The sequence below is a fragment of the Nocardiopsis yanglingensis genome, from assembly GCF_045809185.1.
GTDB classification, from domain to species: domain Bacteria; phylum Pseudomonadota; class Gammaproteobacteria; order Xanthomonadales; family Xanthomonadaceae; genus Stenotrophomonas; species Stenotrophomonas yanglingensis.
In genome coordinates this window covers 189,224-212,936 of record NZ_JBJNRH010000001.1, presented here as the reverse complement: position 1 = coordinate 212,936, position 23,713 = coordinate 189,224, and the positions used below count along the sequence as shown (strand labels likewise).

Sequence of the window (23,713 nt, the reverse complement as noted above, 5' to 3'; positions counted from 1 at the left end):
CGGGCAGCCGGCCAGCGGCCGGCTCTACCACGCGGTCGGATCACCGTCGTTGCGGCGGCTGCGGTGGGCCGGCCACTGGTGATGCAGGTGTTCTGTGTTGCTCGCTGGCGGCGAATGCAGGCTGGGTAGTGCCGGCCGCTGGCCGGCAATCCGGAATGCCGGGGCAGCCGGCCAGCGGCCGGCTCTACCACTTCAGCGCCGCTGTGCCAGCAGCAGGTGGAAGTGCTTTTCGCGGGTCTGGCCGTCATTGCCGCTCGCGATTTCGCGGTGGCTGCGCCAGGCCGAGACGCGGAAGCCCGACACACGCAGCGCCAGCTCCACCGCGTCCAGCTCATGCAGCTGGAAGTCGGCAGCAAATGGCAGGCTGCGCATGAAGCTGGCATCGCCAAAGGCCACGCACAGGCGGCCGCCCCGGCGCAGCACCCGCGCCAGCTCGTCCAGCACCGGGGCCAGGTTTGGCCAGAAGTACAGGGTGTTGACCGCCAGCGCGGCATCCATCGTGGCATCGGCGACCGGCAGCGCATGGGCGTCGCCATGACGCATCACCGCACGCTCGGCCAACCCGGCGCTGGCCAGCCGCCGGTTGCCGGCCTCGACCATGGCCGTGGACAGCTCGATACCCAGATAGTGGCTGCCGGCGGCCTGCAGCATCAGCGGTGCGAAGGCCGCATTGCCCGGGCCGACCTCCAGGATCCGTTCGCCAGCGCCAACGGCCAGCAGCCCGATCGCGGCCAGGTTGAGTGCGCCGTTGCTGCGGTTCATCGAGTCGGCGACCGCCAGCGCGGCGTTGCCATGGGGCTGCCGCAGCTGCGCGGCCAGGGTGGGAGCATCCAGCATCATCATCGTCCGTTGCAGAGTTTCGGACGTGGCGGCGGCGGGTCCGCCGGTGACCATAGCGCCGACCTTGTGGCTTGGGAAGTAGGGAAACCCCGCTCCGGGGTGATGAGGAAATGTCCACTGTCGCAGTCGGTGAGATCTGGTTGTCCACAGGGGGTGTGGATTACGCGTGGGCAACTTTGTGGATAAGCCGCGACAGGCGCCACCCCCCTAGGCTGTCAAGATGGGTGGCGAAAAATTCACCGCTGGTGAGGGTGGGTGAGGGAGCGGTGAAGAATCAGCCCTGTCGGCGCTGTCGCCGGCGGCGGCGCTCGCGGTAACCTGTGGGCCTTGATGCTCCGTGAGACTCCATGAAACGTCACTTCTCGATGCTGCGCGAATTCCAGCTGGCCGACTGGTTCACCCTGGCCAATGCTTTCTGCGGCACCGGCGCGGTGTTTGCCGCGATGCGCTTCCTGCAGGATGGCGAGCGCGGCTACCTGCTGTTCGGCATGGCGCTGATCCCGCTGGCCTTCATCTTCGACGCCCTCGACGGGCGCATCGCGCGCTGGCGCAAGTCCAGCTCGACCCTCGGCCGCGAACTGGACTCGCTGTCCGACGTGATCTCCTTCGGCGTGGCACCGGCAGCGCTGGCGTATGCGTGCGGCATGCAGGGCGGCTGGGACTGGCTGGTGCTGAGCTACTTCGTCTGCTGTGGCGTCAGCCGCCTGGCACGCTACAACGTCACCGCCGAGGCGCTGGCCGGCGACGAGGGCAAGGTCGCGTATTTCGAGGGCACCCCGATCCCGACCAGCCTGCTGCTGGTGATCGTGCTGGCGATCGCCGCCGGTACCGATGCCATCGGCCAGAACATCTGGTTCGGCCAGTGGCAGATCGGTCCGTGGCAGCTGCACCCGATGGTGCTGTTGTTCGCCCTGTCCGGGTCGCTGATGATCAGCAAGACCCTGCGTATCCCCAAGCCATGAGCCAGCCCTGCGGAGGCCTGCGATGACCAGCTCGGCCCACGACGCCGGCAGCAGTGATTTCGAAACCCTGGCCCGGCAGTACTTCGGCGCCTGGGGCGATGCCCTGCGCCATGCGAGCACGCCCGGTGCGCCGGCTGGCGATGACCCTGGCAGCTGGCAACGGCTGTTCGACTGGTGGGGCCAGCTGCTGCCCGAACAGGGGCAGGGTGCGCCGGAAGATGCCGTGCGCCGGTTCCGCGAACAGGCGGGCAGCTGGTACGGCACCATGCAGGAAGTCGCCGCACGGTTTGCCGGCCGCGACGCCAGCAGTGCCGACGTCGCCCAGGCCTGGCGCGAAGCGGTGCAGGGGCAGGGTGACGGCATGCTGCAATGGATGCTGCAGGGCGCCCGCGGCAGCACCCACGCCGGTGCCGCGGTTCCGGAGTTCGCCGCCTGGCTGCAGCAGTTCCAGCTGCAGGCGGGCCCGTGGCTGCAGAGCCCGGCGTTCGGGCCCGGCCGCGAGCACCAGGCGCGCTGGCAGGCCCTGCTGCGTGCGCAGGAGGAATACCAGCAGCATTCGCGCGCCTACGTCGATCAGATCAAGCAGGCGCTGGACGAGGCCTTCGCGCTGTTCGAGCAGCGGCTGGCCGAGCACGAGCAGCCCGGCAGCCAGCTGACCAGCGCCCGCGCGATGTTCGACCTGTGGATTGAAGTGGCCGAGGAGGCCTACGCCAAGGTCGCCATGTCCGAGCCGTTCCAGCAGGTGTACGCCGCGCTGGGCAACGCACAGATGCGGCTGCGGGCCGGCCTGCAGCGCGAGGTGGAACAGATGAGTGAACGGATCGGCCTGCCGACCCGCAGCGAGATGGACGCCGCCCACCGCCGCATCGCCGAGCTGGAGCGCAGCCTGCGCCGCCTGCAGGCACAGGTGGCGGTGCTGGCCGGTACCGCCGAGGTGGATCCGGTGGCACAGCCAGCGCCAGCGAAGGTGAAGCCGGTCGCGCGCAAGGCCGCGAAGAAGGCTGCGCCGGCAAAGAAGGCGGCTGCGAAGAAGGCGGCTGCGAAAAAGGCTGCACCTCGCGCTTCCACGCGGACGCGTGACCGATGAAAGGACCGCTGGGCTTCAACGCCGATGACCTGATGCAGGAGACGCTGGCCATGCAGCGCAAGCTGATGGAAGGGCTGAAGCTGCTGCCGCAGGTGGAAGACGTGAACTATGGCGTGACCGCGCGCGAGGAAGTGTGGCGCGACGGCAAGGTGGTGCTGTACCGCTTCGTCGGCGAACAGGCACCGACCCGCCGCACGCCGCTGCTGATCGTCTACGCGCTGGTCAACCGGCCGTACATGGTCGATCTGCAGGCCGACCGATCGCTGGTGCAGAAGCTGCTGGCGCTGGGCCAGGATGTTTACGTGCTGGACTGGGGCTACCCGGACCGCTCCGAACGCTTCCAGACCCTGGAGGACTACCTGCTGCGCTACATCGATGGCGCGGTGGATGCGCTGCGCGCGCGCAGCGGTGGTCCGGTGGACATGCTGGGCATCTGCCAGGGCGGCGTGTTCGCGCTGTGCTACGCCGCGCTGCGCCGGCAGAAGCTGGGCAAACTGATCACCATGGTTACCCCGGTCGATTTCCAGACGGCCGACAACATGCTTTCGCATTGGGCGCAGCAGGTGGATGTAGACCTGCTGGTCGACACGCTGGGCAACATCCCGGCTGATCTGATGAATGCCAGTTACCTGATGCTCAAGCCGTTCCGCCTGAACGTGCAGAAGTACGTGGGCCTGCTCGACATCCTCGATGACAGGGCCGCGCTGGAGGATTTCCTGCGCATGGAGAAGTGGATCTTCGATTCGCCGGACCTGGCGGGCGAGGCGTTCCGCGATTTCATCAAGCAGTTCTACCAGGGCAATGGGCTGATGAACGGCACGGTGCGGATCGGCGAGGAAGCGGTGGATCTGTCGCAGGTGACCCTGCCGGTGCTGAACATCTATGCCGAGCAGGACCATCTGGTGCCGCCGGACGCCTCGCGCGCGATGCGTGGACGCCTGGGCACCGAGGATTACACCGAGTCCAGTTTCCGTGGCGGCCATATCGGCATCTACGTGTCTGGTCGCGCGCAGCGCGAAGTGCCGGCCACGATCGATGGCTGGCTGAAGGCACGCGACGCGTGATTCCGGCGAACGGCGCAAGCGGCATCCCTGCCGCATCCACCGCTTCTGCAGGCCGCGCTCAGGGCTGCGTCGACCTCGGCTGTGCCGGCTGAGCCGGTAGCGGCAGCGCTCCCCTGAAGGGCGTGTGCTCCACATGGAGTGTGATTTCAGGATGCCCTTCCATGAAGGCTCGGGGCACCTGACGCGAGTAGGTGAACGTCCCTGCGTCGAGGACTTCCATCCGGCGGCGCAGCACCGGGCCGTGATCCGGCAGCGTGACCTGATGGATGCCATCGCCGGTGAAGAGGAAATAGCCGCCACCGCCCTTGGCAAGGCGCGAAGCGCCGTCTTCAGGATCGAAGTACTCGAACCGGTTGCTGCAGGCATCCCAGAGCGATACGCCGACCACGGCCGGATACCGGTCGATCAGGTTGCGCGTCCTGTCATCGCCTTCGTACACCGCCGTCGTAAGCCAGGCGGTAGCGGCAAGTGTGCGGGCTGCAGCGCCCGCGTGCGGACAGTCGGCCGCCGGCGCGCGAAACGTGGCGCATGCAAGCAGCAGGGCAAGGGGAAGTCGTGGCATGGAGCGTTCCTGTGGCATCCGGTGGTGCTTACAATCACCGGATGCAGGGAGAGAGCACCATGGGATTTGTCCGAAATCGAAGCCTCGCAGTCGTGTCAGTTGTTCTGCTCTTGGCCGTTTCCGTCGCCCACGCGGCCCCCGGCCCGCAGGCGCAGCGCGAAATCGCCCAGCTGATCTCCAGCCTGGACGGCTCCCAGTGCCGGTTCCAGCGCAATGGCAGCTGGTACGACGGCAGCGATGCGCGAGCGCATCTGCAGCGCAAGTACGACTACCTGTTGAAGAAAGACATGGTGGACAGCGCCGAGCAGTTCATCGAGCGCGCCGCCAGCCAGAGCAGCATGAGCGGCAAGCCCTATCGCATCCAGTGCCCGGGGCAGCCTGAACAGACCGCGGCCGCCTGGTTCGGCGCACGCCTGCAGGCCCTGCGCCACCGCACGCCGTAGACATGGGGGCGGTGTAGAGTCGAGCCATCTCGACTGCTTTTTCCCGTAGCCCAGGAGAACCGCCATGAACACCACGCCGCGCACGCTGTCGCGTTCATTGAACGACCGCATGATTGCCGGCGTGATGGGCGGCATCGCCCACCGCTTCGGCTGGAACCCCACGCTGGTGCGGATCGTGTTCGTGCTGGTCTCGATCGGCTCGGCGGCCTTCCCCGGCATCCTGGTCTACCTGATCCTGTGGCTGCTGATGCCGAACGAGGCCGATTGAAGACTGCCCCGGAGCCCTGGCCGATCTGGCTGCGCGCGCTGCAGGTGTTGGGCGCGGTGTGGACGTCACCCAATTCCCTGCTCGGCGTGATCGGCGGCCTGGCTGGCATGCTCGGCGGCGCGACGCTGCGCTGGAGCGGGCGGGACTGTGCCCTGGTGTTCGACCGCTGGCCGTGGGGGCCGGGCGGGGCGATCACGCTGGGCAATGTGATCCTGCATACCGGCCATGACCTGGGCATTTCCTGCCGCACCTATGCGCACCAGGCGGGGTGGGGCGTGGAGCCGCTGATCCGGCTGGACGATCACGAACGCGCGCACGTGTACCAGTACATGGTGCTGGGGCCGCTGTACCTGCCGGTGTACCTGCTGTGCGGCGGGGTGAGTGCGCGCAATCCATTCGAGCGCGCGGCCGATTATTTCGCCCGGTTCGGGCGTGGCTGGTGGCCGTAGTTTCCAGCCAACGGCGCAGCCCCTCGTGGCTTGGTCGCGGAATGCCTGCTTCCTGGGGCTGGCCGGGTGGGTGGGGCTGGCGGGGACGCCGTGAACCCATCCATGGGGGCTTAGCCGCGGCATCCATGCCGCGGATACCCCGCCAGCCCCACCCACCCGGCCGCTGACAGTTTCCGTGCGCGCCAGGCCACGGAAGAGAATAAAGAACAGCAGAAGCGGGTCGCGCGCTGCGCTTGCTCGCGAGCCGAGCCTGCGGTCGGTTTCGCGGACTGGCCTGAAAGCAGCCGAGCGTGGGCTCGGCTCTACAAAAAGCGGCCAGCCAGGCTGCTTTTGCTTTTGATCTTCTTTTTTCTTTTCCGTGGCTGGACGTGCCCGAAAACTGTCAGGGGTCGGTCGGGGTGGGGGCGCGGGACCGTTGGCGCCATGGATGGCGCCATCGAGCCCCCAGGGACGGGTTCACGGCGTGTCCCGCGGCCCCACCCCGCCCGGCCCAATCGCATGAAGCGCATTCCGCGACCAAGCCACGAGGGGCTGCGCCGTTGGCGGGAATACTCTGGGGATTCGTTAGCCGGAAGTTAAAGATCCGTAAGCATTCTGCTGCGATCCCGCAGTCATCTGCATGCAACCGATCGTCATTAGCCTTCGTGACGTTCCAGTCAGGTTCGACGCGGTAAGCTCTCCCTCGATGAGCTCGCAGCATCGCTCATCGAGTGCAGTACGCAGTAGCAATTTGGAGGAATACATCACATGGCAATCGTTCTTTATGTCGGTGGTAGCAAGGATGGCGAGAAGGGCGTGGTGCCCTACGGCTTCAGCAAATCCCGCGCCGACACCGCGCTGGGGCCGGAGTTCTACACGGAGCGGTTCATGGAACTGCAGGGTGTCGGCAAGGTCCGCCTGATGGCCCTGGAAGGCATGCGTGACGATATCGTCATGCAGCGCGCCGCCCGCCACTACCGCTGACCTTCGCAACACGCGGCAGGGCGCGCCCACCATCGTGCGCCCGCGCCGGCATCCCAGCCCAGGGCCAGTCCGAGCCCTCTCTTCGCCAGGATGCCGGCGTCCAATCCGGCTTGGCCGCTGAACCTCGCCCCCTGTCAATGCCTTGTCCGGCTCCGTCGTGGGTTGCCAGAATGGGGTCTTCCCGAAACGCGGCACAGACCTGAAGCAATGCACGACGCCAAGAACGCCCAGAGCGCGCTCGCCCAGCAGATCGCCCAGACCATCGCCGACGAGATCGGTGCCCAGTCCGCCCAGGTACGTGCCGCCGTCGGCCTGCTCGACGAAGGCGCCAGCGTTCCGTTCATCGCGCGCTACCGCAAGGAAGTGACCGGGGGTCTGGACGACACCCAGTTGCGCAACCTGGAAGTGCGCCTCACCTACCTGCGCGAACTGGAAGACCGTCGCGCGGCGGTGCTGGCCAGCATCGGCGAGCAGGGCAAGCTCAGCGACGAACTGCGCAACGACATCCTGGCCGCCGATACCAAGAGCCGGCTGGAAGACCTGTACCTGCCGTACAAGCCCAAGCGCCGTACCCGCGCCCAGATCGCCCGCGAGGCCGGTCTGGAGCCGCTGGCCGATGGCCTGCTGGCCGACCCGACGCAGGACCCGCAGGTCTTCGCGGCCACCTTTGTCGACACCGACAAGGGCGTGGCCGACACCAAGGCCGCGCTGGAAGGCGCCCGCGCGATCCTGATGGAGCGCTGGGGCGAAGATGCCGCGCTGGTTGGCGAGCTGCGCACCTGGCTGGGCGAGACGGGCGTGATCCGCGCCCGCGTGGCCGAGGGCAAGGAAACCGAAGGCGCCAAGTACCGCGATTACTTCGAGCATGCGGAGGCGCTGGCGAAGATTCCATCGCACCGCTTGCTGGCACTGTTCCGTGCGCGCCGCGAGGAGATCCTGTTCCTGGAACTGGACCCGGGCAGCGATGCCGAGGCCGGCCATCAGTACGCCGAGGGACGCGTGGCGCGCAAGGCCGGCATCGCCGACCAGGGCCGTGCCGCCGACCGCTGGCTGCTGGATGCCTGCCGCCTGACCTGGCGTGCCAAGCTGCACACCCATCTGCTGCTGGACCTGTTCAACCAGGCCCGCGAAAAGGCCGAAGCCGAAGCCATCGCGGTGTTCGGCGACAACCTGAAGGACCTGCTGCTGGCCGCACCGGCCGGCCCGAAGACCGTACTCGGCCTGGACCCGGGCATCCGTACCGGCTGCAAGATTGCCGTGGTCGATGCCACCGGCAAGCTGGTCGCCACCGACACCATCTACCCGCATGAGCCGCGTCGCCAGTGGGAGCAGTCGCTGCAGACGATCAAGCAGCTGTGCGCCAGGCACAACGTGGAACTGATCGCGATCGGCAACGGCACCGCCAGCCGCGAAACCGACAAGCTGGCCGGCGAAGCGATCAAGGCTGTCGCCAACCCGAAGCTGCAGAAGGTGGTGGTCAGTGAGGCCGGCGCCTCGGTGTACTCGGCCTCCGAGTTCGCGGCCAAGGAGTTCCCGGGGCTGGATGTGTCGCTGCGCGGTGCGGTGTCGATCGCGCGCCGCCTGCAGGACCCGCTGGCCGAGCTGGTCAAGATCGAGCCCAAGGCGATCGGCGTCGGCCAGTACCAGCACGACGTGGATCAGTACCGCCTGGCACGGGCGCTGGATGCGCGCGTGGAGGACTGCGTGAACGCGGTCGGCGTGTACGTGAACACCGCGTCGGCTGCGCTGCTGTCACGGGTGTCCGGCCTGTCGGCCACGGTGGCCGAGAACATCGTGCGCCATCGTGACGACAACGGCCCGTTCAAACGTCGCAAGGATCTGCTGAAGGTCGCGCGCCTGGGCGAGAAGACCTTCGAACAGTGCGCCGGCTTCCTGCGCATCGCCGACGGCGATCAGCCGCTGGATGCCTCGGCGGTGCACCCGGAAGCCTATCCGGTGGTCGAGCGCATCGTGGCCAGCACCGCACGTCCGATCAAGGCGCTGATCGGTGACGGCAGCTTCCTGCGTGGCCTGAAGGCCGAACAGTTCACCGATGCCACCTTCGGCGTGCCGACCGTGCGCGACATCCTCAAGGAACTGGAAAAGCCGGGCCGCGATCCGCGTCCGGAGTTCAAGGCGGCGCGTTTTGCCGAGGGCGTGGAGGACATCAAGGACCTGCGCGAAGGCATGGTGCTGGAAGGCGTGGTCAGCAACGTGGCCGCCTTCGGGGCCTTTGTCGATATCGGCGTGCACCAGGACGGCCTGATCCACATTTCGGCGCTCTCCGATACCTTCGTGAAGGACCCGCGCGACGTGGTCAAGGCCGGTGACATCGTCAAGGTGAAGGTGCTGGAGGTGGACGTGGCGCGCAAGCGCATCGCCCTGACCCGGCGCCTGGACGATACCCCGGGCCAGGCCACCAGCCGCCCGGGCCAGCGCGATGAGCGCGGCCAGGGCCAGGGGCCGCGCCGTGACGCGGGCGGCCAGAACCGTGGACCGAACCGCGGCCAGGGCGCTGGCGGCCGTCCCGCCCAGTCTGCGCCGCCGGCCAACAATGCCCTGGCCGAGGCCTTTGCCCGGGCGAAGCGCAGCTGAGGATCGTGCCCCCCGTCACGGTTGATCCGGGGCGGGGGACTTGTCGGTTTTCCCCGTGATTGCGCACACTTGCGCCTGAGGGGGGCCTTCGGCCTCCCCGCTGTCGCTGGGGAGGGCCATGACGCCAGCAGGACCCGCCGTCTTCGTCGCAGGCTGCAGCGCTTCGCTGCGGTCGGCGCCTGCCCGTGCCGGCAGGGGACCGGAGTGATGGCGGGCCAGGGAAACAACGGTAACGGGCTGCTGGAGCGGCGCCTGCAGGAGCTGGCCGAAGAACGCCGCCGGCTGGCGATGATCATCGATGGCACCGCTGCGGGCACATGGGAATGGAACGTGCAGACCGGCGAGATGCGGGTCAATGCGCGCTGGGCCGAGATCGTCGGCTACCGCCTGGAAGAACTGGAACCGATCTGCCAGAAGACCTTCCTGAAGCTGGTGCACCCGGATGACATCGCGTTGTCCGATGCAGCGCTGGATGAGCATTTTGAAGGGCGCGCCGACAACTACGCCTGCCTGCTGCGCATGCGCCACAAGAATGGCCACTGGATCTGGATCCAGGACCGTGGCCGGGTCTTTGAGTGGGATGGGCAGGGCAAACCGCTGTGGATGGCCGGTGCCCATGCCGATGTGACCGAGCTGCAGCAGGCCCGCCAGGATGCGGCCGAGACCCGCCAGCGCCTGCAGGCGGTGGTCGATGCCTCCGACGAGGTGGCGGTGATCGCCACCGATACCGACGGCACCATCACCCTGTTCAACACCGGCGCACAGCGCCTGCTCGGTTATACCGCGTCGGAGGTAGTCGGCCAGCGCCGCCTGGATGCCTTCCATGATCCGGCCGAACTGCAGGCCTGGTTGCAGCCGCTGGCCGATGCCGATGGCAATCTGCCCGGCGTCTTCGAGGCGCTGAGCGCGCGTGCGGACGGGCAGACCTACTCGCGGCAGTGGACGCTGCTGCGCAAGGATGGCCAGTCTCGCCAGGTGCGCCTGTCGATCAGCCGCATGGAGAGTGCCGATGGAGCGCGCATCGGCTACGTCGGCATGGCCATCGACATCACCGAGATCCTGCAGGCGCGCGCCGAAGCGCGGCTGTCGGCGGAGAAGTTCGCCGGGGCGTTCACCTCCGCCGCGCTGGGCATGGCACTGGTGTCGCTGGAAGGACGCTGGCTGGACGTCAACGACGCGCTGTGCCGGATCCTGGGCTACCCGCGCGAAGAGCTGCTGCAGGTCGATTTCCAGCGGCTGACCCATCCCGACGACCTGCAGACCGATCTGGCCCTGGTGCAGGACCTGCTGGCCGGGCGGCGCAGCCACTATCACCTTGAAAAGCGCTACCTCGATCGCGATGGACGCGTGATCTGGGCGCGGCTGTCGGTATCGCTGGTGCGCAACGAGCACGGCGAGCCGCTGCATTTCGTGTCGCAGATCCAGGACATCAGCGCCCAGCGCAGCAGCGAGCAGCGCCTGTTCGAGAGCGAGCAGCGCAGTCGTATCACGCTTGATGCGGTGGCCGATCTGGTGCTCAGTGTCAGCCTGGATGGCCGTATCGACTACGCCAATGCCGCCGCGGTGCGCACGCTGGCGGGCGACGGTGCACTGTCGCTGGCCGGGCACAAGGTGCAGGACGTGCTGGCGCTGACCACCGAGTACGCGCCGGGCTCGGTGCTGGATGTCTCGGTACTGCTGGACCCGGAAAGCAATGCCGTGGACCTGCATGCCGATCTGTTGCTTCGTCTCGGCACCGCCACGGTACCGGTGGACCTGACCCGCGCGTGGCTGCGCGATGACGAAGGCCATGTGCGTGGCGCGGTCTGGGTACTGCGCGACGACACCCAGCAGCGTGCGCGCCAGCGCGAAGCCCGCCACCTGGCCGAGATCGATCCGCTGACCGAGCTGAGCAACCGCCGTGGTTTCGAGGTTCACCTGCAGCAGGCCATCACCCGCGTCGAGCGCACCGGCCAGGCCGCCTCGTTGATGTACATCGACCTGGACCGCTTCAAGCCGGTCAATGACACCTGGGGCCATCTGGCCGGCGATGCCGTGCTGTGGGCGGTGGCCAGCGTGCTGCGCCACGGCGTGCGCGATTCGGACGTGGTGGCGCGGCTGGGCGGCGACGAGTTCGCGGTGATCCTGTCCGGGTGTACGCCGCGCCGCGCGGCCCGCATCGGTGCTGAACTACTGCACACCTTGGCATCGCTGTCGATTCCGTGGGACCGGGACCGCCTGCATGTGGGCGCCAGCATCGGTATCGCGCCATTGGCGGGTGGGATGAGCGTGGACCAGGCCGTGGCAGCGGCTGATGCCCAGTGCTACCGGGCCAAGGCGATGGGTCGCAACAACGTACAGGTGCAGGGCGAGGCCAGTGAGCTGCCGGGTGACGACATCGACCCGACCGAGAGCTGATCTCAGCCTGTGAGAGGACGTGCGCGAATACTGCGCGCACATCCACTCATGCAGGTGATCCCATGAAGGTCTGGAACCCGGTTGCGATGCGGGCCTACGCCCCGGCGATGGTTGGCTGGTGCCTCGCGCTGGCCGCCTGCCTGCGTGCGGAACAGCTGCGCGGCGACCTGCACGCGCAGGCCCTGCTGCCGGTGCTGCAGGGCGGCGCGGTCGCCCTGCTGGTGTTCACGCTGTCCTGCATCGGTGCCGCCAGCATCGTGCTGTGGCGGGCGGGCAGGAACGCGGTGGAGTGATGCGGTGGACGGTAACCGCATCCCCCATGTCATGTTGCATCAGCGCAGTACTTCATCCGAACTGACCAGCTGCACGTCGTGCATCAGGTTGAGGTAAGCCTCGTAGTAGCCCTTGTGCGAGGCGCCGACGATGGTCAGCATGCGCGCCCCCGGCTGTTGCCCAAGTACGTCGCGCATGTTGGCGACCATGCGCAGGTTGCGGGTTTCCCAGTAGCCCACATAGTTGCGGCCGAAGCCCTCGGGTGATGGTTCCACCAGGGTCGCACCGAAGTCGCTGTTGTAGGCCATCATCGCGGCGTCCGAGGTGTTGTAGGCGCGATACATCGCCAGCAGCCCCTCGGGTTTGTCGAGGTTGGCCTCGAGTTGCTCGTCAGCGGCCATTCGCGTCTTGACGAATGGATTGTCCCAGGCGGCCCGGATGGCTGCGATGTAGGCCTTCCTCCGGGATTCTGGCGTGGGCGAATCCGCGGTGTGGTCATCGACCGACCACAACCGTTCAAGACCCAGCCGTGCGGCCAGTACGCCTGCGACCATGCCCACTTCGTCCGGCCTGGTCATGCGGGTGTCGAGATAGCGCACCAGTTCAGGGGTCAGGCTGTCACCGGCACGACGCTCTTCGCCGGGCAACCGCAGCCACTGCACGACGGCCGAACCGTTCTCGCCTGCAGCGAGGAAAACCGCGGCCAATCGGCGCCGCTGGGCGGCGGTGGGTTTGCTTGGCCAGTCCGCAAGCAGGCGCTCCATCTCGGCGTTGGCGCTGGGGACGTCCAGGCCGGTTGCTGCCTGCGCCGGTGCCGGATCGACGCAGTAGTCCTCGACACTTCCGGCATAGCGGCCTGGATTGCGACGCATGAAGTCGCACTGCAGGCCGGACAGGTTCTCCACCGCGATCACCGTTGGCTGCCAGGCCTGCAGACGTTGCAGCAAGGGCTCCAGCATTGCCGGCTTGAAGGTCTTCGGCAGGCTGGACAGATGCGGGCTGCCCAGCACCAGCACCTCGTTCGGGCGACCCGCAGGCGGACCCTTCAGCTGGTCGGGATGGAAGGACGGCCGATAGGCGGCATCGGTAGCCAGGGCACTGGTACTGCACAGTCCCAGGAAGAGGTAGCTGGCCAAGCGTGCAAACATGTGATCTCCGTGTCCGTGAACATCCTTCAGGTCACTGCATGCTGGCCGTTTCCCTGCCTCCGGGAATCCCCCGTTGGTCATGGCCCATTCGGCTTGCGTTGCACGCGTCTCTTGAGCGAGGCTGGATTCAATGGAATCGTGCTGCAGGACATGACCCCAGGCAACCAGGCGATCGAAAGTGCGAGGTTGTGCCTGCGGCCTTTCACGGCGGCGGATGCCGATGAGGCATTCGCAGCGATCACGCCGGGGCTGACGCGCTACATGGCCTTCGAACCGCCGCCGTCGGAGGAGGCCTTTACTGCGGTCTGGCAGGCGTGGTTGCCCACCATCGCCGAGGGGACGGACATCACCTTTGTCATCCGCCGACGTGACGATGACACGTTCCTTGGTCTGGCCGGCCTGCATCGAACCATGGACGACGAGCCCGAACTCGGCATCTGGATCGACGAAGCGATGCATGGGCAGGGCTACGGCCGGGAAGCCGTGGCGGCGGTGTGGTCGTGGGCTTCGGGGCGCCTGCGATGCGCGGCATTCCGCTATCCGGTGGCCGAGCAGAACGCGCCGAGTCGGCGTCTGGCCGAATCCCTGGGGGGCGTGCCCGTTGCGCGTGAGCAGGAAGTGAAGTACACGGCGATCGTCTATCGCATTCCTGCGCGTATGCCTGGAGTTGCGACGGACGTCGCGGAATCCGGCTAAAGCCCCGATCCCCATCGCCGATATCCCCTCTGGATCCCGCTCCAGTCACCCGCTGCAGGACCCCAGGCTGCCCCCGATGGGCGGTCCGCGCTGTGTGTTCCGCCGTTCCCTATGCCGATCGCACCCGCACCAGACGTTCTTGCCAGCCGCTCGAGGGGTGCCTGCCGGTACCTGTAGTCCCAAGCAACTGAAGTTGCCGCCGGGCATCCCGCCCGTCGGGTCGCAACCGCTTACCGGACACCGAGGATCAGACAATGCTCATTCCAGGCTTCACGGCGGGCGCGCAGGCGCCGGCCGAGCTGCATACCCGCTGGTCGCCGTGGCGCGCGCTGCTGGGCGCACTTGCTCCGCAGCAGCGCACCCGCACCGAGCCGGCGGCAACCGACCGCGCCGAACTTGAAGCCCAGGTCGCGGCGCTGCATCGCGTGCAGGCGGTCATCGAGTTCGCGCTCGACGGCACCATCCTGCAGGCCAATGACAATTTCCTGCAGGCGATGGGCTACCGGCTGGACGAGATCCAGGGCAAGCATCATTCCCTGTTCGTCGACCCCGAACAGGCGCGTAGCGCCGAATACCGCGACTTCTGGGCGCGGTTGGGGCGCGGCGAATATGACGCCGGACAGTACCGCCGCTTCGGCAAGGGGCAGCGCGAGATCTGGATCCAGGCATCGTACAACCCGGTGCTGGACCGCCAGGGGCGGCCGTACAAGGTGGTCAAGTTCGCCACCGACATCACCGCGCAGAAACTGCAGGCGGCCGATTCGGCCGGGCAGCTGGCCGCGATCGCCAAATCGCAGGCGGTGATCGAGTTCAGCATGGATGGGCGCATTCTCTCGGCCAACGAGAACTTCCTCTCCGTCACCGGCTACAGCCTGGATGAGGTGCGTGGACAGCACCACTCACTGTTCGTCGAGCCGGGCCATCGCAGCAGTGATGAGTACCGCCGCTTCTGGGAGAAGCTCGGACGCGGCGAATACGATGCCGGCCAGTATCGTCGCTTGGGCAAGGGCGGGCGCGAGGTATGGATCCAGGCCTCCTACAACCCCATCCTCGACCTCAACGGGAAGCCGTTCAAGGTCGTCAAGTACGCGACCGACATCACCGCGCAGGTGCATGAGAACCAGGCCATGCAGCGCGCGGTGGCGCAGACCCGGGAAGTGGTGGCGGCTGCCAAACAGGGCGATCTGACCCGGCGCGTCGCCATGGCCGACAAGCAGGGCTCGATCGCGGAGCTGTGCGAGGGCGTGAACGCGCTGGTCGAGGCGATGGCCGCCATCATTGGCCAGATCAAGTTCGCTGCCGACACCATTGCGGTCGGTGCCACCGAAATCGCGCAGGGCAACAGCGATCTGTCGCAGCGCACCGAACAGCAGGCCGCCTCGCTGGAGGAGACCGCTGTTTCGATGAAGGGCCTGGCCGAGACCGTGCAGCGCACCGCGACCAACGCACGGCAGGCCAGCCAGCTGGCCGGTGGCGCCGCCGACGTCGCCGCCCGCGGCGGCAACGTGGTGCACGAAGTGGTCGAGACCATGGCGGTGATCAACGCGTCCTCGCGGCGCATCGTCGACATCATCGGCGTGATCGATGGCATCGCCTTCCAGACCAATATCCTGGCGCTGAATGCAGCGGTGGAGGCCGCACGTGCCGGTGAACATGGCCGTGGCTTCGCCGTGGTCGCCACCGAGATCCGTGAGCTGTCGCAGCGTTCGGCCAGCGCAGCCAAAGAGATCAAGCACCTGATCGACGAGTCGGTTGCCAATGTGGGGGCCGGCACCGCCCAGGTCGAGAGCGCGGGCCGCACCATGGATGAAATCGTGACCAACGTCCGCCGGGTGAGCGACCTGATGACCGAGATCAGCACTGCCTCGCAGCAGCAGAGTGACGACATCCAGCAGATGAACCATGCCGTCGATCTGATCGACCAGGGCACCCAGCAGAACGCGGCGCTGGTCGAGGAGGCCTCGGCGGCGGCACGCAGCATGGAGGAACAGTCGGCGCAACTGCTGCAGACCGTGGCGAGCTTCCGTGTGCAGGGCGGGGGCGGCCATCCGCATGGGGTGGCCGCGCTGCACGCGGTCTAGGCGCGGCGTCCGGCAGTCGCTTCCCCGGCCACCTCGGCCGGGGCGAGCTGCACGCAGTTGCGGCCGGCGTGCTTGGCCCGGTACAGGGCCTGGTCGGCGCGGTCGACCAGATCATCCGGCTCGCGCTGGTCGCTGGCGGACTGCCAGGCGACGCCGACGCTGATGGTCACATGGCCGTCCGGGGCGGGCAACGCCGCGTATTCGACAGCAGCACGCAATCGCTCGCCCAGATCCAGCGCATGCGAGGTGTCGGATGAGGGCAGGGCGGCGATGAACTCCTCGCCACCGTAGCGGGCCAGCAGGTCATCACCGCGCTGCAGGCAGCCGTCGAGGATCGCGGCAACGGCGCGCAGGCGGCGGTCACCTTCAGGGTGACCGTAGGTGTCATTGAGCCGCTTGAAGTGATCGATGTCGATCATCAGCACGGCCAGGCCCAGGCCTTGGCGGCGAGCGCGGCGGTGGGCCGCGCCAAGCGATTCATCGAAGCTGCGCCGGTTGCCCAGCCCGGTCAGCGGATCGCGCCGGGCCAGTGTTTCCAGCTCATCGCGCTGGCGCTGGATCTCGGCCTGGCTCAGCACGCTGCGCAGCGCATAGCCGAGCAGGGCGCCGATGAAGCCGACCGTGGCCAGGGTCGGCTGCAGGCGTGCGACCAGCAGCGCCACCATCATCAGCAGCAACGGCAGCATCAGTGGCACACCGGCATCGACGATGCGGCGCAGGTTGGGCGATACCTGTGCTGCAGAGCGGCGACGGTTGCTGCCGGCCATGATGGCCAGCAGTACGAACAGTCCGCTGATCAGCAGGTCGCCCCAGTTGCCGTCGGGAACCTGCGGCTGGTAGGTGTTGATGTAGAAGGCCAGCAGGAAGTAGCCCAGCGCGTAGATCGTCAGCGTCCGGAAAAAATCGCGGCGGTCCGGGTTGTCCTCGGCCAGGAAGCGGATCAGTGCGAAGCAGAACACCAGGCTGTTCTGCACGCTGCTCATGGTGTTCAGGCATTGCGTCCACAAGGCCGTGTTCAGCGGTGCCATCGCCCGCGTATGCCCGTAGTACAACAGCCACAGCAACGCGATGATCGCCAGGTCCACCGCACGGATGCAGCGGTTCCCGCCGCCCGGGCTGGCGGCCACGTAGGTCAGTGGAATCCGGTAGAACACGTACAGGATCAAGGATGACGCGGTCATCTGCGCAGGGTCGAGGCCGGCCACGTTGCGGTACAGCAGGGCCAGCAATGCAAGCGAGAACAGGCCCACGGCAGCGCCCAGCGTCCGCCATTTGCAGGCGGCCTGGCTGTCACGTGCGCGCCGCACGCAGGCCAGTGCAGCCAGCAGCGGGGCGGTGATCAGCATCAGGTAGGAACCGACCGGGTCCTGGGGGCCGATCAAGGCAATGACGAGCGCGTGCGTGACCAGAAAAAACAGTGCAGCACGCAACGTCATGCATTCCCCCGCCCCCGGATCCGGCAGGATCACGATAGGCAGATGTACGTGAGGCTGGCAAGAAAAGTGTGCGCTGCGTCTAGTGACAACCTTGTCAGAAGTCGCAGTTGTATTTCACAGGGGTGACGCGACGGTGCCCTCAAGGTGGGCGTACATCCAGAAATTCCGGGGGCGACCCCGCACCTTGCGATAGGCGTGCAGCAGTCCTTCGCGCTGCATGTCGAGGCGTTCCAGCACGGCGATCGAGCGGGCGTTGCTGTCCAGAACGGTCGCCTGGATGCGCGTCAGGGACCGTACCGCATGACCCCAGTCGAGCACCGCGCGTGCCGCCTGCGTGGCCAGCCCCTGTCCCTGCCAGTGCGGGTCGAGGTCATAGGCGAGCTCGCCGCGGCCATGCAGGAGGTCGATGCCGTTCAGGCCGAAGGTGCCGATCAGGCGGTCGCCGGCATCCACCAGTGCCCAGCGCTGGTCGGGGGACGTGGGCAGGTAACCGGCGATCAGCTGGCGCAATGCGGCTTCCGAGACCTCGTCCCAGCTGGTGTGTTCGATCACGCCCGGCAGAGACAGGTAGCGGGACCATGCGGCCGCATCATCCATCCGCAGGGCGCGCAGGCGTGCGGGCAGGGTGTCTGGAAGTGACGGCAGAAGTGACGCAGGCATGCCGGGCAGTGTGGGCATCCTGAGCCTGGAAAAGCAAAAGGCCAGGTCGAGGACCTGGCCTTTGATGCAGTGGTGCCGGTGAAAGGACTCGAACCTTCATGGGGTCACCCCCGGCTGATTTTGAGTCAGCTGCGTATACCATTCCGCCACACCGGCAGGCAGCATGCGAGTGTAACCGAGGTCGGCACGGCTTTCATAGAGGCAAGGCCAATCGGGGCGCTTCCTGTCGGCATCGACTCTGTGATGGCTATACTGCGGCGGCTTGAATGCCTCCAGGAGCGGTAGCCGATGACAGTGTTGCAGGACCTGAGGGTGCTGGTGGTCGAGAACGACGAGATGAGTGCCGCACTGCTGCAGATGCAGCTGGTGCATGCCGGCGCGACCGTGGTCGGGTTGGCGGCGAGCGTGGATGAGGCACTGCGCCTGTTGAAGGAAAGCTCTCCAGACGTGGCTCTGCTCGACTACCGCCTGGCCCGGAACGAGACCAGTGAGCCGGTGGCTGCAGCGTTGTCGGCACGCGGCGTGCCGTTCGTACTGGCGACCGGGATGCTGGCCGAGCAGTTGCCGGCGTCGATGCTGACCGGCGTGCTGCTGGTCAAGCCGTACCTGTCGGCGGATCTGTGCCAGGCGCTGGTGCGTGCCGTGGGTCGCTCCCGGGTCAAGGCCTGAGACCTGCGTTTCAGCCAGCTTCCTCATACACGTAGCGGATGTCCTCACGGTCGTCGAGGATCAGGTACTGCTGGGCCAGATCATCCGGATCGGGATTGAGCCAGGCGTCCAGGTGCTCCCTGCGGATCGGCACCACGCCGCGGTCGTGGCCCGCAGCGGCGACGTCGTGCGGAGGGGTGTCGGTGATCGTGGCGAATGACAGCAGGCGACCTTCCGGCCCTTCCCATTCCGCCCACAGGCAGGCCAGCAGCAGGTCACGCTGTGGATCGGGGCGGAACTCCAGTACCACGTCATCCTCCTTCTCGCCGGCGTCGAGCGTGCGCCCGGCGATGGCATGTCGGGGTACGTGTTCGTAGAACGCCTGTACCACCACCACGCCATGACGCAGGCCGAACGCGCCGCGCCAATAGCCTTCCAGGCTGTCTCGCCGCGCGTTGTAGGTGCCCGGATAAAGCACGTCGTTGCGCGCGGGTTTGTCCGGCAGCCGGCACTGGTAGCGCATCGGCTTGATCACGCGCTTGCCGTTCTCGCTGACCATCACAGGTGCGTAGGTGCCCGGGAAGATGCGGTTGTCGCGTGGCAGCAGCTGTACCCGGTGCAGGTCTTCCAGGCGGGACTGCGCGCGCTCGATGCGGTTGCCGGCCACGCGCAGGTCGTTGCGTGCCTTCTGGGTGGGGCGGGTCGCCAGGGTGGCGTTGGCGATATCGCGTCGTTCGCGCTGGCGCGCCAGCTCCGCTTCCAGGTCCTGGCGTTCCTGCGCATGCCATTGCTGGATCTTTGCAACGATGTCACGGCCCTGCTCGGTGCGCGCAGCGGCAAAGCCGTCGTCCATGGCCTTGGGCGTCTTCGGGCGCTTCTTGCCGGGATCGTGTGCGTACAGCTCCGCGAAATCTTCCAGCGACAGGATGGCGCCGAACTCGCGGACCAGCTTGGCGTAGTCGGCGCGGATCAGGGCGGAATAGCACATGGATGTTCTGCCGGCATGGGTCGCAGCGGCTGCGACGTGGATGCGGCAGGATAGCCCGACCTACAGGGAGATGCCGCATGAACAATTCCGTCGCCTGCCAATTCCGCGAGGGCGTGCCCACGGTCGAGGACTACTGCCAGCTGCGTGTACTGGCGGGCCTCAGCGCCAAGAGCCAGGAGGCGGCAACGCGCGCACTGCCCAACACGCTGTTTGGTGTCTGTGCGTACCAGGGCAGCGAGCTGGTGGCGATGGGGCGCATCGTGGGTGATGGTGGTTGCCACCTGCAGGTCTGCGATATCGCCGTGCTGCCACGGCTGCAGGGACAGGGGCTGGGCAAGGAGGTGATGCGCCGCCTGGATGGCTGGATGCAGGCGAACCTGCCGCCGTCGGCGTACGTCAGCCTGCTTGCCGATGGTGAAGCGCATCGGTTGTACGCGCAGTTTGGTTTCGCGCCCACCGCGCCGGCATCGATCGGGATGTATCGCCGGTTCTGAGGTGTGGTCGAGGTGAGGCCATACATGCATGGCGTGGATCTACTGGGCCAACCGGCCGCCGGATCCATCCCGGCCCTGCAGTAGATCCACGCCATGCGTGGATAGGGCCTTCCCAGGAATCGCAGGCAAAGAAAAACCCCGGCCGAAGCCGGGGTTTTAAAGAATTGGCGTCCCCACGGGGATTCGAACCCCGGTCGCCACCGTGAAAGGGTGATGTCCTAGGCCTCTAGACGATGGGGACGCACGAAAACTTCAAGTTGTAGATCCTTCGACGGCCTAATGTCGAAGTGGTGGAGCCAAGCGGGATCGAACCGCTGACCTCCTGCATGCCATGCAGGCGCTCTCCCAGCTGAGCTATGGCCCCATGAAACTCCGGATGTTCTGCCGGGAGCAGAGTCCGTTTTGAAACTGGCGTCCCCACGGGGATTCGAACCCCGGTCGCCACCGTGAAAGGGTGATGTCCTAGGCCTCTAGACGATGGGGACGCACGAAAAACTTTAAGTTGTAGAACCTTCGACGGCCTAATGTCGAAAGTGGTGGAGCCAAGCGGGATCGAACCGCTGACCTCCTGCATGCCATGCAGGCGCTCTCCCAGCTGAGCTATGGCCCCGTGTTACCGAGCCGCCTATCATACCTGCGTGTTCACGTTTGTGGAAGTCTTTTTTAAACTTTTTCGTTTCGGTTCAACCGCAGCCACGAGGGCAGGGGAACCGCAACGCCACAAGCTGAATGCCGGTAGGCGGTGAACAAAAAAGACCCGGTTATCGGCCGGGTCCTCGTTGTTCGTGATGAGTGGCGTCCCCACGGGGATTCGAACCCCGGTCGCCACCGTGAAAGGGTGATGTCCTAGGCCTCTAGACGATGGGGACGCAATTCTCATCAATGTTCTTTAGCGACCTTTCGACGGCCTAATGCCGAAAGATTGGTGGAGCCAAGCGGGATCGAACCGCTGACCTCCTGCATGCCATGCAGGCGCTCTCCCAGCTGAGCTATGGCCCCACGTCGCTGAGGAGCGAAATAATAGCCTTGCCCCAGGGGGTTGGCAAGCATTTGTTGCACTTTTCTTCACGTGCGCCGCAACGCCGATATCAGTCGCCCATGCCTATGCGTTGTCGTCGGTCAGTGCCGCCAGAATCGGGCACTGATCCAGCGAGCCGTGGCCGGGACAGGCGTCGACCAGCTGCGACAGCGCGGTGTGCATGCGCTGCAGTTCGGCCATCCGTTGCGCGATGTCCTGCAGGCGGGCCTGCGCGGTTTCGCGCACGCTGCCCATGTCCTGCTGATGGCGATCGCTGAGTGCGAGCAGTTCGCCGATTTCCTCCAGGCTGAAGCCCAGCGCCTTGGCGCGGCGGATGAAGCGCAGCCGGCGCAGGTCCGGCTCACCGAAGATGCGGTAGCCCCCGGCCGAGCGGGCCGCCGTCGGCAGCAGCTGCTGCCGCTCGTAGTAGCGCACCGTATCGATCGGCACGCCCGCCTGGCGGGCCAGTTGTCCAATGTTCATCGCGGATTCCTGCGGATGCTGCGGCCATTGTGAAGCCTTGAGTCTGGTCGAGGGTCAAGGCTTTACGCCGATGTGCGCATTCAGCGCACTTTGCAACTTTCTTCATAGCCCTGCCGCTGGACCAGTTTCTACCCTTCGCCTGAACCGGCCATTCGATGGCCTGCAACGAACCGAGGAGGTGGTCAGTGGATGGAATCAGGAACGAAGGATTCGTCGAGGTCGCGGTGGTCGAGTATCCCGGAGGCGACCCGTCCGCGGCGTCGGTGCTGGCGGAAATGGCCCACGTCGCCAATCGCCTCGCCCAGCAGCAGCGCCGACCGTTCAAGCGCGTACTGGTCACGCGCTGGATCGTACCGGCCAGCCAGACCGGCGTGCATCGCATTGCCGGTGCGGAAATGCTCGAAGCCGCCATTCCTGCGGTGATCGCGGTTCCCGGCCAGATCAGCCCCGGAACCTGCCTGCGTGCCGAAGAAGTCCTGCTGGACTGGCTGCGTGCCCACTACGACGGTGGCAGCCTGCTGGCCGCCGCCAGTGATGGGGTTGGTGTGCTGGCGCGTGCCGGCCTGCTGGCCGGGCGAACGGTCAGTGGACCCGATCTGGGGCGACATCCCGGATTGCAGGCGCAGGCGATGAGCTGGGTACCCAGTGAGCGTGCGCTGGTCGACGATGGCGATCTGCTGACGGTCGGTGGTTCGCAGGCCTGGCGTTTCCTGGGCCTGCGGCTGCTGTACCGGCTGCACGGGCAGGGGGTGGCGAGCGCGGTCGCGCAACAGCTGGGCATCACTGTGCCAGCGGGGATCCAGCAGGATCTGGAGCGTTTCAGTGCCAATTTCGCCCATGGTGATCGCGACGTGCTGAAGGCACAGCGGTGGCTGCATACCACTGCGGCACGAGGCGCCACCCTGGCGGCGATCTGTGAGGTTTCCGGGTTGGAGCCGCGCACGCTGCAGCGACGTTTCCTCCGGGCCACCGGCCTGCGCCCGATCGAGTACTGCCAGCGGCTGCGCATTGCCAAGGCCCAGACCCTGCTGCAGCAGGGGGCAGGTATCGACGAAGTTGCCTGGGGCGTGGGCTATGCCGATCAGAGTGCTTTCCGGCGCCTGTTCCTTCGTATCGTGGGCATGACGCCGGCCAACTATCGTCGCCACGTCAGCAGCAAGCGGCGCGAGAGGCCTCTGATGCCCTCGGTCGCAGGCAGTCTGCGCGGGTTGCAGGCACCTTCTGCTGTGCAGTTGGGGCGAAGTGCCGCCTGATGCCTGATATCGGGCGTCGCTTGCAACCTGGGCGCGACGCTTCGACCATGCAGGCAGTGGACGATTGAACAGGTGGGCTGATGTCGAGTGTTGGACCGGTACCCATGCCGGTGGTGTTGATCCTCGTTTGCATGTTGCTGGCGGCGGCTGTCGCCCGTCTGTGGCCACACAGGAAAGACGAAAGACCGCTGCCATCGGCAGCAGGCATGGTGTTGGACATGCTGCTGATCGGCCTGTTGTGTGGCCGCCTCAGTTTTGTCGCCCTGAACTTCGCGCTCTATCGCGAGGCTCCCTGGAGCATTCTGCAGATCGCCGACGGTGGCTATCACCTGGTGGTGGTGCTGGTGGCAGGACTGGCATGGGGTTTGTGGCGCTTGCGGCCGTGGCCCACGCTGCGTATGCCGGTGCTGATCAGCGCTCTGATCGGCGTGCTGCTCTGGGCAGGTGGCGGCCAGTTGCTGTCGGCCTGGCAGGAGCGCCAGATGCCATTGCCGGTGCTACAGGTAACGGACCTTCAAGGCGGCGAGGTCGATCTGCAGCAGTTCCGGGGCAGGCCGCTGGTGCTGAATCTATGGGCCACATGGTGCGGACCCTGCCGGCGCGAAATGCCCGTGTTGGCGGCGGCACAGCAGGCACATGCCGATGTGCAGTTCGTGTTCCTCAATCAGGGTGAAACCCTGGATGAGGTCCAGGGTTTCCTCGCCAGCGAACGACTGGTGCTGGGCAACGTGTTGCTGGACGATGACGCTGCCGCTTCAACTGTGCTGGGCGTGCAGGCCTATCCTTCCACGCTCTTCTTCGATGCCGACGGGCGCCTGCGTGAACTGCACCTGGGCGAACTGACTGCGGCCGGTCTTGAACACAAACTGCGCCGGCTGCGGTAGCCTGCCCGGGCATCTCACTAC

At 66.5% G+C, this 23,713-nt stretch carries 23 protein-coding genes and 7 tRNA genes; 16 read left to right on the top strand and 14 right to left on the bottom strand.

Annotation, left to right across the window (positions count from 1 at the left end):
• Positions 1–192: 192 nt before the first annotated feature.
• A complete protein-coding gene (locus ACJ7C5_RS00980) occupies positions 193–837 on the bottom strand; it encodes a class I SAM-dependent methyltransferase (RefSeq protein WP_412702815.1) in 645 nt (214 codons plus the stop codon).
• Between the two features lie 350 nt (positions 838–1,187).
• On the opposite strand from ACJ7C5_RS00980, the gene ACJ7C5_RS00975 reads away from it, so the two are divergent.
• The 3 genes from ACJ7C5_RS00975 to phaC are packed head-to-tail and all read left to right on the top strand — an operon-like array spanning position 1,188 to position 3,953.
• Positions 1,188–1,802, top strand: a complete 615-nt coding sequence (locus tag ACJ7C5_RS00975; protein ID WP_014037616.1) for a CDP-alcohol phosphatidyltransferase family protein — start codon at positions 1,188–1,190, stop codon at positions 1,800–1,802.
• A gap of 22 nt (positions 1,803–1,824) precedes the next feature.
• The gene (gene phaE / locus ACJ7C5_RS00970) at positions 1,825–2,889 is read left to right on the top strand and encodes a class III poly(R)-hydroxyalkanoic acid synthase subunit PhaE (RefSeq protein ID WP_285317878.1); all 1,065 of its coding nucleotides are present in this window, start codon (positions 1,825–1,827) and stop codon (positions 2,887–2,889) included.
• A complete protein-coding gene (phaC, locus tag ACJ7C5_RS00965) occupies positions 2,886–3,953 on the top strand; it encodes a class III poly(R)-hydroxyalkanoic acid synthase subunit PhaC (RefSeq protein WP_412702814.1) in 1,068 nt (355 codons plus the stop codon). The genes phaE and phaC overlap by 4 nt, the downstream gene beginning before the upstream one ends.
• A gap of 58 nt (positions 3,954–4,011) precedes the next feature.
• Here the strand turns inward: phaC and ACJ7C5_RS00960 are convergent, their stop codons facing one another.
• The gene (locus ACJ7C5_RS00960) at positions 4,012–4,515 is read right to left on the bottom strand and encodes a DUF4822 domain-containing protein (RefSeq protein WP_176433074.1); all 504 of its coding nucleotides are present in this window, start codon (positions 4,513–4,515) and stop codon (positions 4,012–4,014) included.
• Between the two features lie 110 nt (positions 4,516–4,625).
• Between ACJ7C5_RS00960 and ACJ7C5_RS00955 the strand changes: the two genes are divergently transcribed.
• From ACJ7C5_RS00955 to ACJ7C5_RS00925, 7 genes are all read left to right on the top strand, one after another.
• Entirely contained in the window at positions 4,626–4,958 is a 333-nt protein-coding gene (locus ACJ7C5_RS00955) for a YfeK family protein (protein ID WP_412702813.1), read from the top strand.
• A 64-nt stretch (positions 4,959–5,022) separates the two neighbouring features.
• A complete protein-coding gene (locus ACJ7C5_RS00950) occupies positions 5,023–5,226 on the top strand; it encodes a PspC domain-containing protein (RefSeq protein WP_010484929.1) in 204 nt (67 codons plus the stop codon).
• On the top strand, positions 5,223–5,675 hold the full coding sequence (locus ACJ7C5_RS00945; RefSeq protein WP_412702812.1) for a hypothetical protein: 453 nt from the start codon (positions 5,223–5,225) through the stop codon (positions 5,673–5,675). The genes ACJ7C5_RS00950 and ACJ7C5_RS00945 overlap by 4 nt, the downstream gene beginning before the upstream one ends.
• A gap of 747 nt (positions 5,676–6,422) precedes the next feature.
• Positions 6,423–6,638, top strand: a complete 216-nt coding sequence (locus ACJ7C5_RS00940) for a hypothetical protein (RefSeq protein WP_005417149.1) — start codon at positions 6,423–6,425, stop codon at positions 6,636–6,638.
• A 207-nt stretch (positions 6,639–6,845) separates the two neighbouring features.
• Positions 6,846–9,233: a Tex family protein gene (locus ACJ7C5_RS00935; RefSeq protein ID WP_412702811.1), complete on the top strand. Its 2,388-nt coding sequence runs from the start codon at positions 6,846–6,848 to the stop codon at positions 9,231–9,233.
• Between the two features lie 207 nt (positions 9,234–9,440).
• Complete coding sequence (locus ACJ7C5_RS00930; protein ID WP_412702810.1) at positions 9,441–11,630, top strand: PAS domain S-box protein; 2,190 nt, start codon at positions 9,441–9,443, stop codon at positions 11,628–11,630.
• Positions 11,631–11,692: 62 nt separating this feature from the next.
• The gene (locus tag ACJ7C5_RS00925) at positions 11,693–11,923 is read left to right on the top strand and encodes a hypothetical protein (RefSeq protein WP_097049223.1); all 231 of its coding nucleotides are present in this window, start codon (positions 11,693–11,695) and stop codon (positions 11,921–11,923) included.
• A gap of 39 nt (positions 11,924–11,962) precedes the next feature.
• On the opposite strand, the gene ACJ7C5_RS00920 is transcribed toward ACJ7C5_RS00925, so the two are convergent.
• Entirely contained in the window at positions 11,963–13,051 is a 1,089-nt protein-coding gene (locus ACJ7C5_RS00920) for a DUF5694 domain-containing protein (RefSeq protein WP_097049222.1), read from the bottom strand.
• Between the two features lie 111 nt (positions 13,052–13,162).
• Between ACJ7C5_RS00920 and ACJ7C5_RS00915 the strand changes: the two genes are divergently transcribed.
• Entirely contained in the window at positions 13,163–13,747 is a 585-nt protein-coding gene (locus ACJ7C5_RS00915; protein WP_412702809.1) for a GNAT family N-acetyltransferase, read from the top strand.
• A 254-nt stretch (positions 13,748–14,001) separates the two neighbouring features.
• Complete coding sequence (locus ACJ7C5_RS00910) at positions 14,002–15,828, top strand: methyl-accepting chemotaxis protein (RefSeq protein ID WP_412702808.1); 1,827 nt, start codon at positions 14,002–14,004, stop codon at positions 15,826–15,828.
• Here the strand turns inward: ACJ7C5_RS00910 and ACJ7C5_RS00905 are convergent.
• From ACJ7C5_RS00905 to ACJ7C5_RS00895, 3 genes are all read right to left on the bottom strand, one after another.
• A complete protein-coding gene (locus tag ACJ7C5_RS00905; protein WP_412702807.1) occupies positions 15,825–17,264 on the bottom strand; it encodes a GGDEF domain-containing protein in 1,440 nt (479 codons plus the stop codon). The two genes, ACJ7C5_RS00910 and ACJ7C5_RS00905, sit on opposite strands and share 4 nt — an antisense overlap.
• 114 nt (positions 17,265–17,378) lie before the next feature.
• Positions 17,379–17,924 carry a GNAT family N-acetyltransferase gene (locus ACJ7C5_RS00900; protein ID WP_412702806.1) on the bottom strand — a complete coding sequence of 182 codons (546 nt, stop codon included), beginning with the start codon at positions 17,922–17,924 and terminating at the stop codon, positions 17,379–17,381.
• Positions 17,925–17,994: 70 nt separating this feature from the next.
• Positions 17,995–18,080: transfer RNA gene (locus ACJ7C5_RS00895), tRNA-Leu, on the bottom strand.
• A gap of 132 nt (positions 18,081–18,212) precedes the next feature.
• On the opposite strand from ACJ7C5_RS00895, the gene ACJ7C5_RS00890 reads away from it, so the two are divergent.
• On the top strand, positions 18,213–18,593 hold the full coding sequence (locus ACJ7C5_RS00890; protein WP_049443545.1) for a response regulator: 381 nt from the start codon (positions 18,213–18,215) through the stop codon (positions 18,591–18,593).
• Between the two features lie 10 nt (positions 18,594–18,603).
• Here the strand turns inward: ACJ7C5_RS00890 and ACJ7C5_RS00885 are convergent, their stop codons facing one another.
• Entirely contained in the window at positions 18,604–19,560 is a 957-nt protein-coding gene (locus ACJ7C5_RS00885; protein ID WP_412702805.1) for an SOS response-associated peptidase family protein, read from the bottom strand.
• 77 nt (positions 19,561–19,637) lie between these two features.
• On the opposite strand from ACJ7C5_RS00885, the gene ACJ7C5_RS00880 reads away from it, so the two are divergent.
• The gene (locus ACJ7C5_RS00880) at positions 19,638–20,054 is read left to right on the top strand and encodes a GNAT family N-acetyltransferase (RefSeq protein WP_088026337.1); all 417 of its coding nucleotides are present in this window, start codon (positions 19,638–19,640) and stop codon (positions 20,052–20,054) included.
• Positions 20,055–20,219: 165 nt separating this feature from the next.
• Here ACJ7C5_RS00880 and ACJ7C5_RS00875 read toward each other — a convergent pair.
• The 7 genes from ACJ7C5_RS00875 to ACJ7C5_RS00845 form a co-directional block, all read right to left on the bottom strand.
• Positions 20,220–20,295 (bottom strand) — tRNA-Glu (locus ACJ7C5_RS00875).
• A gap of 47 nt (positions 20,296–20,342) precedes the next feature.
• A tRNA-Ala gene (locus ACJ7C5_RS00870) sits at positions 20,343–20,418 on the bottom strand.
• A gap of 45 nt (positions 20,419–20,463) precedes the next feature.
• Positions 20,464–20,539, bottom strand: a tRNA-Glu gene (locus tag ACJ7C5_RS00865).
• Positions 20,540–20,588: 49 nt separating this feature from the next.
• Positions 20,589–20,664: transfer RNA gene (locus ACJ7C5_RS00860), tRNA-Ala, on the bottom strand.
• 183 nt (positions 20,665–20,847) lie between these two features.
• Positions 20,848–20,923 (bottom strand) — tRNA-Glu (locus ACJ7C5_RS00855).
• 54 nt (positions 20,924–20,977) lie between these two features.
• A tRNA-Ala gene (locus ACJ7C5_RS00850) sits at positions 20,978–21,053 on the bottom strand.
• 103 nt (positions 21,054–21,156) lie between these two features.
• Entirely contained in the window at positions 21,157–21,555 is a 399-nt protein-coding gene (locus ACJ7C5_RS00845) for a heavy metal-responsive transcriptional regulator (RefSeq protein ID WP_088026336.1), read from the bottom strand.
• 185 nt (positions 21,556–21,740) lie between these two features.
• Between ACJ7C5_RS00845 and ACJ7C5_RS00840 the strand changes: the two genes are divergently transcribed.
• Positions 21,741–22,808, top strand: a complete 1,068-nt coding sequence (locus ACJ7C5_RS00840; RefSeq protein ID WP_088026335.1) for a GlxA family transcriptional regulator — start codon at positions 21,741–21,743, stop codon at positions 22,806–22,808.
• A 104-nt stretch (positions 22,809–22,912) separates the two neighbouring features.
• Entirely contained in the window at positions 22,913–23,692 is a 780-nt protein-coding gene (locus ACJ7C5_RS00835) for a redoxin family protein (protein WP_412702804.1), read from the top strand.
• The last annotated feature ends 21 nt before the right edge of the window (positions 23,693–23,713 follow it).

What these genes read in the sequence shown, in the direction of transcription:
- ACJ7C5_RS00835 (WP_412702804.1), top strand. Translation starts at nt 22,913, where the DNA reads ATGCCGGTGGTGTTGATCCTCGTTTGCATGTTGCTGGCGGCGGCTGTC.
- ACJ7C5_RS00940 (WP_005417149.1), top strand. Translation starts at nt 6,423, where the DNA reads ATGGCAATCGTTCTTTATGTCGGTGGTAGCAAGGATGGCGAGAAGGGC.
- phaE (WP_285317878.1), top strand. Translation starts at nt 1,825, where the DNA reads ATGACCAGCTCGGCCCACGACGCCGGCAGCAGTGATTTCGAAACCCTG.
- ACJ7C5_RS00905 (WP_412702807.1), bottom strand. Translation starts at nt 17,264, where the DNA reads ATGACGTTGCGTGCTGCACTGTTTTTTCTGGTCACGCACGCGCTCGTC.
- ACJ7C5_RS00845 (WP_088026336.1), bottom strand. Translation starts at nt 21,555, where the DNA reads ATGAACATTGGACAACTGGCCCGCCAGGCGGGCGTGCCGATCGATACG.
- ACJ7C5_RS00950 (WP_010484929.1), top strand. Translation starts at nt 5,023, where the DNA reads ATGAACACCACGCCGCGCACGCTGTCGCGTTCATTGAACGACCGCATG.
- ACJ7C5_RS00920 (WP_097049222.1), bottom strand. Translation starts at nt 13,051, where the DNA reads ATGTTTGCACGCTTGGCCAGCTACCTCTTCCTGGGACTGTGCAGTACC.
- phaC (WP_412702814.1), top strand. Translation starts at nt 2,886, where the DNA reads ATGAAAGGACCGCTGGGCTTCAACGCCGATGACCTGATGCAGGAGACG.
- ACJ7C5_RS00880 (WP_088026337.1), top strand. Translation starts at nt 19,638, where the DNA reads ATGAACAATTCCGTCGCCTGCCAATTCCGCGAGGGCGTGCCCACGGTC.
- ACJ7C5_RS00890 (WP_049443545.1), top strand. Translation starts at nt 18,213, where the DNA reads ATGACAGTGTTGCAGGACCTGAGGGTGCTGGTGGTCGAGAACGACGAG.
- ACJ7C5_RS00925 (WP_097049223.1), top strand. Translation starts at nt 11,693, where the DNA reads ATGAAGGTCTGGAACCCGGTTGCGATGCGGGCCTACGCCCCGGCGATG.
- ACJ7C5_RS00935 (WP_412702811.1), top strand. Translation starts at nt 6,846, where the DNA reads ATGCACGACGCCAAGAACGCCCAGAGCGCGCTCGCCCAGCAGATCGCC.
- ACJ7C5_RS00960 (WP_176433074.1), bottom strand. Translation starts at nt 4,515, where the DNA reads ATGCCACGACTTCCCCTTGCCCTGCTGCTTGCATGCGCCACGTTTCGC.
- ACJ7C5_RS00930 (WP_412702810.1), top strand. Translation starts at nt 9,441, where the DNA reads ATGGCGGGCCAGGGAAACAACGGTAACGGGCTGCTGGAGCGGCGCCTG.
- ACJ7C5_RS00975 (WP_014037616.1), top strand. Translation starts at nt 1,188, where the DNA reads ATGAAACGTCACTTCTCGATGCTGCGCGAATTCCAGCTGGCCGACTGG.
- ACJ7C5_RS00900 (WP_412702806.1), bottom strand. Translation starts at nt 17,924, where the DNA reads ATGCCTGCGTCACTTCTGCCGTCACTTCCAGACACCCTGCCCGCACGC.
- ACJ7C5_RS00980 (WP_412702815.1), bottom strand. Translation starts at nt 837, where the DNA reads ATGCTGGATGCTCCCACCCTGGCCGCGCAGCTGCGGCAGCCCCATGGC.
- ACJ7C5_RS00910 (WP_412702808.1), top strand. Translation starts at nt 14,002, where the DNA reads ATGCTCATTCCAGGCTTCACGGCGGGCGCGCAGGCGCCGGCCGAGCTG.
- ACJ7C5_RS00885 (WP_412702805.1), bottom strand. Translation starts at nt 19,560, where the DNA reads ATGTGCTATTCCGCCCTGATCCGCGCCGACTACGCCAAGCTGGTCCGC.